At 62.5% G+C, this 13,507-nt stretch carries 11 protein-coding genes; 7 read left to right on the top strand and 4 right to left on the bottom strand.

The features are described from left to right. The first annotated feature begins 35 nt into the window (after positions 1 to 35). Complete coding sequence (gene pdxJ, locus ACUXAC_RS00150) at positions 36 to 767, top strand: pyridoxine 5'-phosphate synthase (RefSeq protein ID WP_047730060.1); 732 nt, start codon at positions 36 to 38, stop codon at positions 765 to 767. Further along, positions 767 to 1,147 carry a holo-ACP synthase gene (acpS, locus tag ACUXAC_RS00155; protein ID WP_019452319.1) on the top strand — a complete coding sequence of 127 codons (381 nt, stop codon included), beginning with the start codon at positions 767 to 769 and terminating at the stop codon, positions 1,145 to 1,147. The genes pdxJ and acpS overlap by 1 nt, the downstream gene beginning before the upstream one ends. A 45-nt stretch (positions 1,148 to 1,192) precedes the next feature. On the opposite strand, the gene ACUXAC_RS00160 is transcribed toward acpS, so the two are convergent. Together ACUXAC_RS00160 and ACUXAC_RS00165 are read right to left on the bottom strand one after the other, a co-directional pair. After that, entirely contained in the window at positions 1,193 to 1,453 is a 261-nt protein-coding gene (locus tag ACUXAC_RS00160; protein ID WP_100396630.1) for a YfhL family 4Fe-4S dicluster ferredoxin, read from the bottom strand. 51 nt (positions 1,454 to 1,504) lie between these two features. Beyond that, positions 1,505 to 2,353 carry a MurR/RpiR family transcriptional regulator gene (locus ACUXAC_RS00165; RefSeq protein ID WP_033654299.1) on the bottom strand — a complete coding sequence of 283 codons (849 nt, stop codon included), beginning with the start codon at positions 2,351 to 2,353 and terminating at the stop codon, positions 1,505 to 1,507. A 167-nt stretch (positions 2,354 to 2,520) separates the two neighbouring features. On the opposite strand from ACUXAC_RS00165, the gene murQ reads away from it, so the two are divergent. The 3 genes from murQ to yfhb are packed head-to-tail and all read left to right on the top strand — an operon-like array spanning position 2,521 to position 5,460. Continuing rightward, positions 2,521 to 3,414, top strand: coding sequence for an N-acetylmuramic acid 6-phosphate etherase (gene murQ, locus ACUXAC_RS00170; protein ID WP_443017434.1), 894 nt, complete (start codon positions 2,521 to 2,523; stop codon positions 3,412 to 3,414). An 18-nt stretch (positions 3,415 to 3,432) separates the two neighbouring features. Then, complete coding sequence (locus ACUXAC_RS00175; RefSeq protein WP_240023625.1) at positions 3,433 to 4,800, top strand: PTS transporter subunit EIIC; 1,368 nt, start codon at positions 3,433 to 3,435, stop codon at positions 4,798 to 4,800. Positions 4,801 to 4,803: 3 nt separating this feature from the next. Next, positions 4,804 to 5,460, top strand: a complete 657-nt coding sequence (yfhb, locus tag ACUXAC_RS00180; RefSeq protein WP_141959967.1) for a phosphatidylglycerophosphatase C — start codon at positions 4,804 to 4,806, stop codon at positions 5,458 to 5,460. 47 nt (positions 5,461 to 5,507) lie between these two features. Here the strand turns inward: yfhb and ACUXAC_RS00185 are convergent, their stop codons facing one another. Continuing rightward, positions 5,508 to 6,560, bottom strand: coding sequence for a DUF2157 domain-containing protein (locus tag ACUXAC_RS00185; RefSeq protein ID WP_225529416.1), 1,053 nt, complete (start codon positions 6,558 to 6,560; stop codon positions 5,508 to 5,510). Between the two features lie 117 nt (positions 6,561 to 6,677). On the opposite strand from ACUXAC_RS00185, the gene tadA reads away from it, so the two are divergent. Next, entirely contained in the window at positions 6,678 to 7,184 is a 507-nt protein-coding gene (tadA, locus tag ACUXAC_RS00190; protein WP_015378796.1) for a tRNA adenosine(34) deaminase TadA, read from the top strand. On the opposite strand, the gene mltF is transcribed toward tadA, so the two are convergent. Then, positions 7,185 to 8,645, bottom strand: coding sequence for a membrane-bound lytic murein transglycosylase MltF (mltF, locus tag ACUXAC_RS00195; protein ID WP_084827256.1), 1,461 nt, complete (start codon positions 8,643 to 8,645; stop codon positions 7,185 to 7,187). Between the two features lie 275 nt (positions 8,646 to 8,920). Here mltF and purL point away from each other — a divergent pair, with 275 nt between their 5' ends. Further along, a complete protein-coding gene (gene purL / locus ACUXAC_RS00200; RefSeq protein WP_197814707.1) occupies positions 8,921 to 12,814 on the top strand; it encodes a phosphoribosylformylglycinamidine synthase in 3,894 nt (1,297 codons plus the stop codon). Positions 12,815 to 13,507 lie beyond the last annotated feature (693 nt).

Genomic DNA, 13,507 nt, shown 5'->3' on the forward strand with positions numbered 1-13,507 from the left:
ACTGCTGGCACTGAAAATCGTATTTAGAGGTTGTCATGGCTGATTTGCTGCTGGGCGTCAATATCGATCACATCGCCACGTTACGTAACGCGCGCGGAACCCAATACCCGGATCCGGTTCAGGCGGCATTCATTGCCGAACAGGCGGGGGCCGACGGCATTACCGTGCATCTGCGCGAAGACCGCCGCCACATCACCGACCGCGACGTGCGCCTGCTGCGCCAGACCATCCAGACGCGCATGAATCTGGAGATGGCGGTGACCGACGAGATGCTGGATATCGCCATTGAGCTGAAGCCGCACTTCTGCTGCCTGGTGCCGGAAAAGCGTGAAGAAGTGACCACCGAAGGCGGCCTGGACGTCGCCGGCCAGCTGGACAAAATGAGCGTGGCGGTTGAGCGCCTGGCGCAGGCGGGCATTTTGGTCTCGCTGTTCATCGATCCCGATCATCGCCAGATCGACGCGGCGGTGGCGGTGGGCGCTCCTTATATCGAGATCCACACCGGTGCCTACGCCGAAGCGCAGGGCGAGCTGGCGGTACAGGCCGAGCTGCGCCGCATCGCGGTAGCCGCCGCCTACGCGGCCGAGAAGGGGCTGAAGGTCAACGCCGGCCACGGCCTGACCTACCACAACGTGCAGCCGATTGCCGCGCTGCCGGAAATGCACGAGCTGAACATCGGCCATGCAATTATCGGCCAGGCGGTGATGTGCGGGCTGCCGGCCGCGGTTGCCGACATGAAAGTGCTGATGCGGGAAGCGCGTCGGTAATGGCGGTGCTCGGGCTGGGTACCGACATCGTCGAGATGGCGCGTATCGAAGCGGTGGTGGAGCGCAGCGGCGATCGTCTGGCACGCCGCGTGCTGAGCGACGCCGAGTGGGCGCTGTATCAGCAGCACCAGCAGCCGATTCGCTTTCTGGCCAAACGTTTCGCCGTGAAAGAGGCCGCCGCCAAGGCGTTCGGCACCGGCATTCGCAACGGCCTGGCGTTCAATCAGTTCGAAGTGTTCAACGATGCGTTGGGCAAGCCGAATATTCGTTTGCACGGCCGCGCCGCCGAGCTGGCCGGGGAGATGGGGGTCGCCGCGATCCACGTTTCGCTGGCCGACGAACGGCGCTACGCCTGCGCGACGGTGATCGTCGAAAGCTGAAAAGAGAAAGGGCGCCTGTGGCGCCCTTGTCAGTCCTGCGGCGGATTAAATGCGATCGGCGTGGTGCAACACCACGAACTTGTCCCACAGCTGTTCGTTGCTCTCGCGATGCTGCGGATCGGTGATGATGGTATTGTCGATCGGGCAAACCTGCTGACAGGTCGGCGTATCATAATGGCCGACGCACTCGGTGCAGCGATCGGTATCGATCTGATAAATCTCATCGCCCATCGAAATCGCCTGGTTCGGGCATTCCGGCTCGCACATGTCGCAGTTGATGCATTTGCGTGTGATTAGCAGGGCCATGGCGTATCTCTCATTATTAACAGGGGTATTTTCGCAGCGGCATTATACCGGTTAAACCAACTTTTTCATTAACTGTTCGCTGTGCTTGATGCGGTCGCGGGCATGATCGAGATCGTGCTGGATCAGCGCCATAAACAGCAGATCGGTGAGAGCGTACTGGGCCGTGCTGGAAGAGATGGCCGCGCTGCGGGTGTGGGGCTCTTCGGCGATGGTGTAGAGGCAGTGATCCGCGCGCTGCTGCAGGCCGTTGGGAGAAAAGCTGGTCAGCGCCAACACCCTGGCGCCGGCCTGGCGCGCCTCTTCCGCCGCCAGATTGATTTCACGCCGTTCGCCGCTGAAGGAGATAGCGAGCAGCAGATCGCGTTTGTCCAGCGCCTGCACCGCCGCCAGCTGAACGTGCATGTCCGCTTCGGCCACCGCCATCACGCCGATTTTCAGCAGCTTGAAGGAAAAATCCTTGGCCACCAGCCCGGAAGCGCCGATGCCGATCAGCATTACCCGACGCGCCTGGCGCAGCATGTCCAGCGCCTGATGCAGCCGCTCTTCGCTGTTGATGTCCAGCGTCGCGCGCAGCGCCGCCTGCTTTTCCGCCAATAGCTTTTCACCGACGGTTTTCAGCGTGTCGCTGCTGAGGATGTGGTTGTGAACGGTCACGACCGGCTCGGCCTGCGGCTGGGCCAGCGTCTCGCTCAGCGCCAGCTTCAACGCCGGGAAACCTTTATAGCCCAGTTTTTGGGCGAACTTCACCACGCTCGACTGGCTGATGCCGGCCAGCTGGGCCAGCTTTTGCGAGCTGAGATGGCGCGCCTGCTCGGCGTTGTTCAGCAAAAAATCCGCCAGCTTGCGGTCGTTTTGCGCCAGTGTCGGATACATCTGGCGAATGCGCAGAAGGGTACTCATTGATCTTTCCCTGGAAACCAGCGGCCATTTTGCCACGCAGGCGGCGAAAACGCGCGGTGAAAATTTTTGTGAGCTCGTCGTTAAAATAGCAAATAGCGCTCGCTTTGTTGAATAAAATATTCAAATATTGACTTAATTTTGTGAATTAAAAATTCAAAGGTGAACAGATGAACTTAGGCGCACTGGTATCGGAAACCCGCAACCCGGCCACCATGAGGCTGGATGAGATGTCGACGCTGGAGATGGTCCGCTGCTTTAACCAGGAAGACCGCAAGGTGCCGGAGGCGATCGAAAAGGTGCTGCCGGCGATCGCGCAGGCGGTCGATTTGGCGGCGGCGGCGTTGAAGGTTGGTGGGCGGCTGATTTATTTGGGCGCCGGCACCAGCGGCCGCCTGGGCGTGCTGGATGCCTCCGAGTGCCCGCCGACCTTCGGTGTGCCGCACGGCGTGGTGGTGGGGCTGATCGCCGGCGGGCCGGGCGCGCTGCTTAAAGCGGTGGAGGGGGCGGAAGACGACGAAGCTTTGGGCGAAGCCGATCTCCGGGCGCTTAACCTCACCGCCGTCGATATGGTGGTGGGGTTGGCGGCCTCCGGGCGCACGCCTTATGTGATTGGCGCACTGCGCTATGCGCGCGGGCTGGGCTGCCCGACGGCGGCCATCTCCTGCAACCCGGATTCGCCGATCGCGCACGAAGCGCAGGTGGCGATCTCGCCGGTGGTGGGGCCGGAGGCTCTGACCGGCTCGACGCGTCTGAAATCCGGCACTGCGCAGAAGCTGGTGCTCAACATGCTGTCGACCGGCGCGATGGTCAAGCTGGGCAAGGTCTACCAGAACCTGATGGTGGACGTGAAGGCCACCAACGTCAAACTGGTGGATCGCGCTTGCCGCATCGTGGTAGAGGCGACCGGCGCCGAACGCGCTCAGGCGGAGGCGGCGCTGGCGCAGACCGGCTTCGAAGTCAAACCGGCGATCCTGATGCTTTTGGCCGGCGTCAGCGCTGAAGAGGCGCAGCAGCGGCTGCAGCGGCGCGACGGCTACCTGCGCGCAGCGCTGGCGCGTTAATTCACGGTGGGGGCGGCGATGGACAAGACAACGGCATTGGCGACACAGATCCTGGCGGGCGTGGGGGGCGAGGGTAATATCCTCAAACTGGAGAACTGCATGACGCGGGTGCGCGTCGAGGTCAGCGACGAGCAGCGCCTGGATCTGGCCGCCCTCAGGCAGCTGCCCGGCGTGAAGGGCTATATCAAGCAAGGTGAGCAGCATCAGTTTATCGTCGGCCCAGGCGCCGCCGCCAAGGTGGTGGACGCCATGCGCGGGCTGTTGAGCGGTGACGTGCAATCGGTCGCCGCCGTCGGTGACGCCGCCCGCACCAAAGCGCAGGCCAAACAGAAATATGCTGCGCCGATGAGCGGCGCGCTGAAAAAACTGGCCGATGTCTTTATTCCGCTGATCCCGGCGTTTATCGCCTCGGGCCTGATCACTGGCATCATCAACCTGCTGAAACGGCCTGACATCGCCGGCCAGCTGGCGGTGGACTACCCGAACGTGCTGGGGCTGTTGGCGATCTTCGGCAGCGCGGTGTTCGCCATCATGAACATTTTGGTCGGGGTCAACGCCGCGCGGGTATTCGGCGGCTCTCAGGCAATGGGCGGCGTGATGGCCGGCATTCTCTCCAGCCCGGCGCTGGCGCAGATTACCTTGTTCGGCGAGGCGTTGCAGCCGGGGCGCGGCGGGGTGATCGCCGTGCTGCTGGTGGTAGCGTTAATGTGCTGGGTGGAGAAACGCCTGCGCACGCTGCTGCCGGAATCGGTCGAACTGATCCTTAACCCACTGCTGACCACGCTGGTCACCGCCTCGCTGGCGATCCTGATTCTGCAGCCGATCGGCGGCATTATCTCCGACGCCATCGCCCACGGTGCCAATCTGGCGATCGACAAGGGCGGGCTGCTGGTGGGAGCGCTGCTCTCGGGGCTGTTCCTGCCGCTGGTGCTCTCCGGCCTGCATCAGGGGCTGGTGCCGATCCACGTCGAGCTGGTGCAGGCGCACGGTTCCAACCCGCTGCTGCCGATCCTGGCGATGGCCGGCGTTGGGCAGGTGGGGGCAGCGCTGGCGGTGCTGTTGAAAACCCGCAATGCGCGGCTGAAAAAGGTGATCAAAGGGGCGTTGCCGGTCGGCATTCTCGGCATCGGCGAGCCGCTGATCTTCGGGGTGACGCTGCCGCTGGGCCGGCCGTTTATCGGCGCCTGCCTCGGCGGTGCGGTTGGCGGAGCGCTGATCAGCTACTGGAAGGTGGCGACGGTGATCACCTTCGGCATTTCGGGGCTGCCTTTGGCGTTGACCATCGTCTCAGGTAAGGTGATGTTGTATCTGGCGGGGATGCTGATTACGATTATCGCCGGTTTTCTCTTCACCTGGATGATGGGGTTCAACGATCCCGAGGAGTAGCGTTTGAGCGACAAGCAGCAACAACCGGCCGCAGAGGGGCGCCGCGTGGTCTTTTTCGATCTGGACGGCACCCTGCATCAGGAAGATATGTTCGGCAGTTTCTTGCGTTTTCTGCTGCGCCGCTTACCGCTGAACCTGTTGCTGGTGATACCGCTGCTGCTGCCGATCGGTCTGGCGCTGCTGCTGCTGGGGCGCGCCGCGCGTTGGCCGATGAGCCTGCTGCTGTGGGCGATCACCTTTGGGCGTTCCGAAGCGAAGCTCAAGGCGCTGGAGCGGCAGTTTATCGAGGCCTTTCGTCAGAAGGTGACCGCATTTCCGGTGGTGCAAATGCGGCTGCGGCAGTACCTGGAGGAGCACGATGCCGAAGTGTGGCTGATTACCGGCTCGCCGGAGCGGCTGGTGGAGCAGGTGTATCGCGATTCGGCGTTTCTGCCGCGGGTGCGGTTGATCGGCAGCCGCATCACGCGCCGCTGCGGCGGCTGGGTCTTGACCCTGCGCTGCCTGGGAGCCCAGAAAGTGGTGCAGCTCGAGCAGCGGCTCGGTGCGCCGCTGAAGCTGTACAGCGGTTACAGCGACAGCAAGCAGGATAATCCGCTGCTGTTCTTTTGCGAGCACCGCTGGCGGGTAAGCAAGCAGGGCGAGCTGCAGCAGCTGGAATAAACCAAGGGCGGAAGATTCCGCCCTTTCTGTTTTTATCGGCAGCGCGATCAGTCGTCGGTCACGTCGTGCGGCTTGCGCCCCAGCTGCCAAATCCTCTCCGCATAATGCCCCAGCGCCCACAGGCTCAGGCCGAGCAGCACGAAGAAAACCGCCTTCGGCATGCTGTCCCAGAAAAACTCGAACAGACGGGTATACAGGTTAATGCCGAGGAAGGTCAGCCCGAAGCCGCGCAGCATGGCGTCGTCATGCTTCAACCCCAGCCAGATGGCGGCGAGGGCGGCCAGCCCGAACAGCAGGCTCCAGTGGAACAGCTCGATCTGGCGCGCGCTGTACCAGCTGTCGAGATCGCCGTAGTTGCCGAAGATAGACAGCAGCCACAGAGCGATAAACAGGTACAGCAGGCCCATCGCCAGCGACACCCGCTGCAGGCCGCGTTGCGCCAACAGCGGCCGCAACAGCAGCGCGGCGGCGATCAGCACCGCACCAAAGGCGATAAAGCGAATCGGGTAGCTCATGCCGAGCCAGTAGGCGCTCCAGCCGGACAGGTAGCCGGTCTCGGCGCCGAAGGCATTGCCGAGCGACAGCAGGGCGAACCACCACACCAGCCCGGAGCGGCTGAACCAGCCGATCGCGCCGTACAGCAGCGCGGCGAACAGCAGCAGCACGGAAACCCGGCCGCTGCCGTTATCCAGCCAGACCCCCAGCTGCCATAAGGCGCAGGCGGTAAGCAACACGGCGACAAACAGCGCGGCCTCATTGCCGTAGCGTTTTTCCGGGTGGCGCCGGCGGCGACGCAGCGCCCAGACGTAGGCCAGCGCCGCCAGTATGCCGGCGATCGCCATGCGCACCGGCGCGTCGAAGCGGAACAGTCCGCTGAGCCATGCAAGCAGTTCGCTGTCGGCGAACAGGCTGGTGACGGCGATCAGCAGCGAGGCCAGCGCGCCGAGAAACGCATAGCGCGCCAGCCGCCGCCAGTCGAAAGGCTGCACGGCCACATGCTGCAGCAGTTGCTGGCGTTGTTCGGGCGTCAAGGCGCCTTCTCCCACCCAACCGTCCAGCGCCTTGCGCACCACGACCGCGTTCTTTTTACTGAGTTTCATGCTTCTTGTCCCTGAATCACACGCTGATTCGGCCAGTATAGCCATTGGCGGGTGGCTACGACAAAGGGAGGCTAGTGTGTATAATGCCCGCCGCAAAAGCGCACGAGGAATTATGCGATGACTGAATATAACGATGAGTACTGGATGCGTCAGGCATTGCAGCTGGCCCTGCGCGCGCAGGAAGAGGGCGAGGTGCCGGTGGGTGCGCTGCTGGTGCTGGACAATCAGGTCATCGGCGAGGGTTGGAACCGCCCGATCGGCCGACACGATCCTACCGCACACGCCGAGATCATGGCGCTGCGCCAGGGCGGCGCGGTGCTGCAAAACTACCGTTTGCTGAACGCCACGCTGTACGTCACGCTGGAGCCCTGCGTGATGTGCGCCGGTGCGATGGTGCACAGCCGTATCCGCCGGCTGGTGTATGGCGCCGCCGACGAGAAAACCGGCGCGGCCGGTTCGCTGGTGGACATTCTGCGCCATCCGGGCATGAACCATCAGGTGGAGATCGTCTCGGGCGTGCTGGCGGACGAATGCGCCGCCACCCTGAGCAATTTCTTCCGCCTGCGCCGTGAACAGAAAAAAGCGCTCAGGCTGGCGCAGCGGGCGGCGGATAAGCCGGAATAATCAGTAGTTGAGCGCCAGTTCCGGCATCACCGTCGGGTAGCCTTTCCCCAACGCCTCTTGCTCGGCGGCCGCTTGCGCCGCCTTTCTCTCTTTTTCCTGCAGATAGCCCACCAGACTGACCTGGTAGCGGCGGATGTTTTCTACATAGTTGTAGGCTTCACGCCCGCGCGCATAGCCGTAGGTCAGCTGCGGGTAGTAGCGCTTCTGGCTGAGCATCGGCAGGCGCTGCTTGACGTCGACCCAGCTGTCCGGGTTGCCCTTTTGCGTCTTGGTCAGCTTGCGCGCGTCCAGCATGTGGCCCCAGCCCATGTTGTAGGCCGCCAGCGAGAACCAGATGCGCTCGTCTTCCGGCACGCTGTCCGGCACCTTGGCCATCAGCCGTTGCAGGTAAAGGGCGCCGCCTTGAATGCTCTCTTCCGGATCGAGGCGATCGTTGACCCCCAGGCCATCGGCGGTGGCGCGGGTCAGCATCATCAGGCCGCGCACGCCGGTGGGCGAGGTGGCCTGCGGATTCCAGTGCGATTCCTGATAGGCGATGGCCGCCAGCAGCTTCCAGTCGATCTCGTTGGCGTGCTTCTCGAACAGCGGGCGGAAGTTGGGCAGCACCGAGTCGATGGCCGACAGGAAGGTTTTGGTGTCCACATAGTCGAAGCTGCCGACGTGGCCGAGGTACTTCTCTTCCAGCCGCGCCAGGGTGCCGTCATCCACCATCTGGCTGTAGAAGTCCAGCATCGCCGCGTACAGGCTGTCGTCGCCGTCGCGTTTGAGGTACCAGGTGACCGGCTCTTCGTCGGTGACGTCGAACGCCACCGCCAGCTGCGGATGGATGCGCTGCAGCAGCGCGATGGTTACCGAATCGCCGAGGGTGTAGTCCAGCTTGCCGTCGGCGACTCGCTCCAGCAGCTCTTTGGAGGTGAGATCGCTGGAGGACTCCCAGGCGAGATCCGGGTATTTATCCTGCTTGAGCTGCTTTAGCGTGCTGACGTGCGCGGAACCGGAGGCGACCGCCAGCTTGCCTTTAATGTCGGCGAAGTTTTTCGGCCGCGGGGTGCCCAGCCGGTACACCAGCTGTTGGGAAACGGAGTAGTAGGCCGGGCCGGTGCGCGCGCGGCTGAGGCGCTCCTGGTTGTAGATCAGGCCGGCCGCCAGCAGGTCGGCGTCGTCATCGTCCAGATCGTCAAACAGGTCATTGATGTTCTGATGGGGGATCACCACCAGCTTCACCCCGAGGTAGTTGGCGAAGCGCTTCGCCAGTTCGTAGTCGAGCCCACCCGGCCCTTGCTTGGTGTTGAAATAGGTCAGCGGTGAATTCAGCGTGCTGATACGCAACTCGCCGCGGGAAATGATCTCCTGGAGCTGCCCGCCCTGGCCGCTGCGCCAGGTGATATTGGGCCACAGCGCGAGAGCCAGAAGCAGGGTGACAACGCCGATGAGGATGTAGTTTATTTTAAGACGTTTCAAATAGTTATCCAGTGGTGGCACAGGTACACCGGCGACGACAACCGCGACTTTTCTCATGGTTAAATCACCAGTGCGGGGGGCATTTTGCGCAACAAAACGCCAGTGTGCAACTTTATTGACACGTTATGACAATTCGACGGTGCGGCACGCTTTTATCAATAATCCCTACGCAAACGGTTTCGTCGGCGGCGAGGATTCTCTATAATGGCGCGCGTTTTCCCCTGTTGCGCCCAATGAAGCGTCTTATCCGCCGCTTCGAAGACGAGAGAACTTTGATTATGGAAATTCTGCGTGGTTCGCCCGCTTTATCGGCTTTTCGCATTACCAAACTGCTGTCCCGCTGCCAGGACGCCCACCTGCCCGTCAGTGATATCTACGCCGAGTATGTCCACTTTGCCGATGTTAGCGCACCGCTCAGTGCCGAAGAACACGCCAAACTTCAGCGGCTGCTCAAGTACGGTCCTTCTCTCGCCGAACATGCCCCTGAAGGCCGGTTGCTGCTGGTCACGCCGCGTCCGGGCACCATTTCTCCCTGGTCTTCCAAAGCCACCGACATCGCCCACAACTGCGGTCTGCAGCAGGTGCTGCGGTTGGAGCGCGGCCTGGCGTTCTACGTCAAGGCGCCCGAGCTGACGGAAACCCAGTGGCGCCAGCTCGCCGCGCTGCTGCACGATCGCATGATGGAAACCGTCTTCAGCGAGCTGCAACAGGCCGAACAGCTGTTCGCGCACCATCAGCCGGCGCCGTATCAGTCTGTCGACGTGCTGGGCGCAGGGCGCACCGCGCTGGAGCAGGCCAACGTCCGGCTCGGCCTGGCGCTGGCGCAGGACGAGATCGACTACCTGCTGAATGCCTTTACCGGTTTGGGGCGCAACCCGACGGATATCGAACTTTATATGTTCGCGCAGGCCAACTCCGAGCACTGCCGCCACAAGATTTTCAACGCCGATTGGATCATCGACGGCGAACAGCAGCCTAAATCGCTGTTCAAGATGATCAAGAACACCTATGAGCAGACGCCGGACTACGTGCTGTCGGCGTATAAAGACAACGCCGCGGTGATGGAAGGCTCGCAGGTCGGCCGCTTCTTCGCCGCACCGGAGAACGGCAAATACGATTACCATCAGGAAGAAGCGCACATCCTGATGAAGGTAGAAACCCACAACCACCCAACGGCGATCTCGCCGTGGCCGGGCGCCGCGACCGGCTCCGGCGGCGAGATCCGCGACGAGGGAGCTACCGGCCGCGGCGCCAAGCCGAAAGCCGGCCTGGTGGGCTTCTCGGTGTCCAACCTGCGTATTCCCGGCTTTGAACAGCCGTGGGAGCAGGATTTCGGCAAGCCGGAACGCATTGTCACCGCACTGGATATCATGACCGAAGGCCCGCTGGGCGGCGCGGCGTTCAACAACGAATTCGGTCGTCCGGCGCTGCTGGGCTACTTCCGTACCTATGAAGAGCGCGTCAACAGCCACAACGGCGTCGAGCTGCGCGGCTACCACAAACCGATCATGCTGGCGGGCGGCATCGGCAACATCCGCGCCGATCACGTGCAGAAAGGGGAAATCACCGTCGGCGCCAAGCTGGTGGTGCTGGGCGGCCCGGCGATGAATATCGGCCTGGGCGGTGGCGCGGCCTCGTCGATGGCGTCCGGTCAGTCCGATGCCGATCTGGACTTCGCTTCGGTGCAGCGCGACAACCCGGAAATGGAGCGCCGCTGTCAAGAAGTGATCGACCGCTGCTGGCAGCTGGGCGACCAGAACCCGATCCTGTTTATTCATGACGTCGGTGCCGGCGGCCTGTCCAACGCCATGCCGGAGCTGGTGAGCGACGGCGGCCGCGGCGGCCGCTTCGAGCTGCGCGATATCCTCAACGACGAGCCGGGCATGAGCCCGCTGGAAGTGTGGTGCAACGAATCGCAGGAGCGTTACGTGATGGCGATTGCCCCGGCGCAGATGGCGCAGTTCGACGAGATCTGCCGCCGTGAGCGCGCACCTTATGCGGTGATCGGCGAAGCGACCGAAGAACAGCACCTGACGTTGAACGACCGTCACTTCGACAACCAGCCGATCGACATGCCGCTGGACGTGCTGCTCGGCAAGACGCCGAAAATGACCCGCGACGTTACCCGCCTGCAGGCGAATGGCCAGCCGGTGCAGCGTGAGAACATCACGCTGGCCGACGCGGTGAAACGCGTGCTGCATCTGCCGGCCGTTGCGGAGAAAACCTTCCTGATCACCATCGGCGATCGCACCGTTACCGGCATGGTGGCGCGTGACCAGATGGTCGGCCCGTGGCAGATACCGGTAGCCGACTGTGCGGTCACTACCGCCAGCCTGGACAGCTACTACGGCGAGGCGATGTCGCTCGGCGAACGTGCGCCGGTGGCGCTGCTGGACTTCGCCGCCTCCGGCCGCCTGGCGGTCGGGGAAGCGCTGACCAACCTGGCTGCCACCGAAATCGGCAGCCTGAAGCGCGTGAAGCTGTCCGCCAACTGGATGGCCGCCGCCGGCCACCCGGGCGAAGACGCCGGCCTGTACGAAGCGGTGAAAGCGGTGGGCGAAGAGCTGTGCCCGGCGCTGGGCATCACCATCCCGGTGGGCAAAGACTCCATGTCGATGAAAACCCGCTGGCAGGAAGGCAACGAACAGCGCGAAATGACCTCGCCGCTGTCGCTGGTCATAACCGCTTTCGCCCGCGTGGAGGACGTGCGCCACACCGTGACGCCTCAGCTGCGCACCGATAAGGGCGACAGCGCGCTGCTGTTGATCGACCTGGGCAACGGCCATAACGCGCTGGGTGCCACCGCGCTGGCGCAGGTTTACCGCCAGCTGGGCGACAAACCGGCCGACGTGCGCAACGTTGCGCAGCTGGCGGGCTTCTTCAACGCCATGCAGCAGCTGGTGGCCGATCAAGCGCTGCTGGCTTACCACGACCGCGCCGACGGCGGCCTGCTGGTGACGCTGGCGGAGATGGCCTTCGCCGGTCACTGCGGTGTGGACGTCAATCTCGACGGCCTCGGCGACGATGCGCTGGCGGTGCTGTTCAACGAAGAGCTGGGCGCGGTGATCCAGGTGAGCGCCGAACGTCTCGACGACGTGAAGCAGGCGTTCGCTCAGCACGGACTGACCGACAACGTGCATCACATCGGCAGCGTGCAGGCCGGCGATCGTTTCGTCATCACCCAACACGGCAAGGCGCTGTACAGCGAAAGCCGCAATACGCTGCGCACCTGGTGGGCGGAAACCACCTGGCAGATGCAGCGCCTGCGCGACAACCCGGCGTGTGCCGATCAGGAGCATCAGGCCAAGCAGGATGAACAAGATCCCGGCCTGAACGTGAAGTTGACCTTCGCACCGGAGGAAGACATCGCCGCGCCGTACATCGCCAAGGGCGCTCGCCCGAAAGTGGCGGTGCTGCGTGAGCAGGGGGTGAACTCCCACGTTGAAATGGCGGCGGCGTTCCACCGCGCCGGCTTTGACGCGGTGGACGTGCACATGAGCGATCTGTTGGCAGGGCGCCGCGATCTGCAGGACTTCCACACGCTGGTGGCCTGCGGCGGCTTCTCTTACGGCGACGTCCTGGGCGCCGGCGAAGGTTGGGCGAAGTCTATCTTGTTCAACGAGCGGGTACGCGACGAGTTCGAAGCGTTCTTCCACCGTCCGCAGACGCTGGCGCTGGGCGTGTGCAACGGTTGTCAGATGATGTCCAACCTGCGCGAGCTGATCCCGGGCGCAGAACACTGGCCGCGTTTTGTGCGCAACCTGTCGGATCGTTTCGAGGCGCGCTTCAGCCTGGTGGAAGTGGCGGCCAGCCCGTCGCTGTTCCTGCAGGGCATGACCGGTTCGCGTATGCCGATCGCCGTTTCCCACGGTGAAGGGCATGTCGAAGTGCGCGATGCGGCGCATCTGGCGGCGCTGGAAAGCCACGGTTTGGTGGCGCTGCGTTTCGTCAACAACGCCGGTCAGGTGACGGAAGCTTACCCGGCTAACCCGAACGGTTCGCCGAACGGCATTACCGCCGTGACCAGCGCCAGCGGGCGTGCCACGGTGATGATGCCGCACCCGGAACGCGTGTTCCGCACGGTCAGCAACTCCTGGCACCCGGAAGAGTGGGGCGAGGACAGCCCGTGGATGCGCATGTTCCGCAACGCCCGTAAGCAACTGGGCTAAGACGGCCACCACCGGACAGAGGGCGCAAGCAATTGCGCCCTTTTTTATGGCCGGCGTTCGGCGATTGGCGGCAGTGTCTGCATTTTGCGACAGGCGCTATTTCCTCTGTCGCTAAATGGAGACATTTAACTAATTGATTTTATTGGTGGTAATCGGGTTTGGCTTTAATTGTCTGCATTTGGCGACAGCGCGGCGTTTTTTTCATCGCTCATCGGGGCGTGATGCGCAAAGAAACTTACGGGTATAATTTTATTTTTTAATAAAATCATGTTGTTATTATTTTTATTGAAAAGTTGGCACGTAACGTGCATTATTCTCGTCGGTTGCTCATTCAACTTTTTATGACGGCGCCGTAATTAGACGGCAAATCGCCTCATAAGCCTCCGAATGATGCCAAAGAAATGGTGCCTATCGTCCAACCAAACCGATAACAGACCGTGCAAACGGCTTTATCAAGCATCGGGCGACACGTGGAGTGAGGCACCGCCTGTATCCAACTGTGATGAAGGGTTCATCAATCCTGGATACTTACGGATGCTATTCGTCCTGTTCGATGCCAGCCGCTGCGCTACATCACCCTGGGGACGAGACTTAAGGGCATCCACACTTTCCTTGCGTTGGGGCAAGTTTCTTGCCCCGATGTCAATTCTCAACGCTGCGCTTTTCCCTGTTTCGTTGCCTATGCCCTCGAAC

This window comes from Serratia sp. 121840015-1, assembly GCF_053627655.1.

Bases quoted from the DNA above. Each gene is read 5' to 3' on its own strand.
- pdxJ (WP_047730060.1), top strand. From the start codon at position 36: ATGGCTGATTTGCTGCTGGGCGTCAATATCGATCACATCGCCACGTTA.
- acpS (WP_019452319.1), top strand. From the start codon at position 767: ATGGCGGTGCTCGGGCTGGGTACCGACATCGTCGAGATGGCGCGTATC.
- ACUXAC_RS00160 (WP_100396630.1), bottom strand. From the start codon at position 1,453: ATGGCCCTGCTAATCACACGCAAATGCATCAACTGCGACATGTGCGAG.
- ACUXAC_RS00165 (WP_033654299.1), bottom strand. From the start codon at position 2,353: ATGAGTACCCTTCTGCGCATTCGCCAGATGTATCCGACACTGGCGCAA.
- murQ (WP_443017434.1), top strand. From the start codon at position 2,521: ATGAACTTAGGCGCACTGGTATCGGAAACCCGCAACCCGGCCACCATG.
- ACUXAC_RS00175 (WP_240023625.1), top strand. From the start codon at position 3,433: ATGGACAAGACAACGGCATTGGCGACACAGATCCTGGCGGGCGTGGGG.
- ACUXAC_RS00185 (WP_225529416.1), bottom strand. From the start codon at position 6,560: ATGAAACTCAGTAAAAAGAACGCGGTCGTGGTGCGCAAGGCGCTGGAC.
- tadA (WP_015378796.1), top strand. From the start codon at position 6,678: ATGACTGAATATAACGATGAGTACTGGATGCGTCAGGCATTGCAGCTG.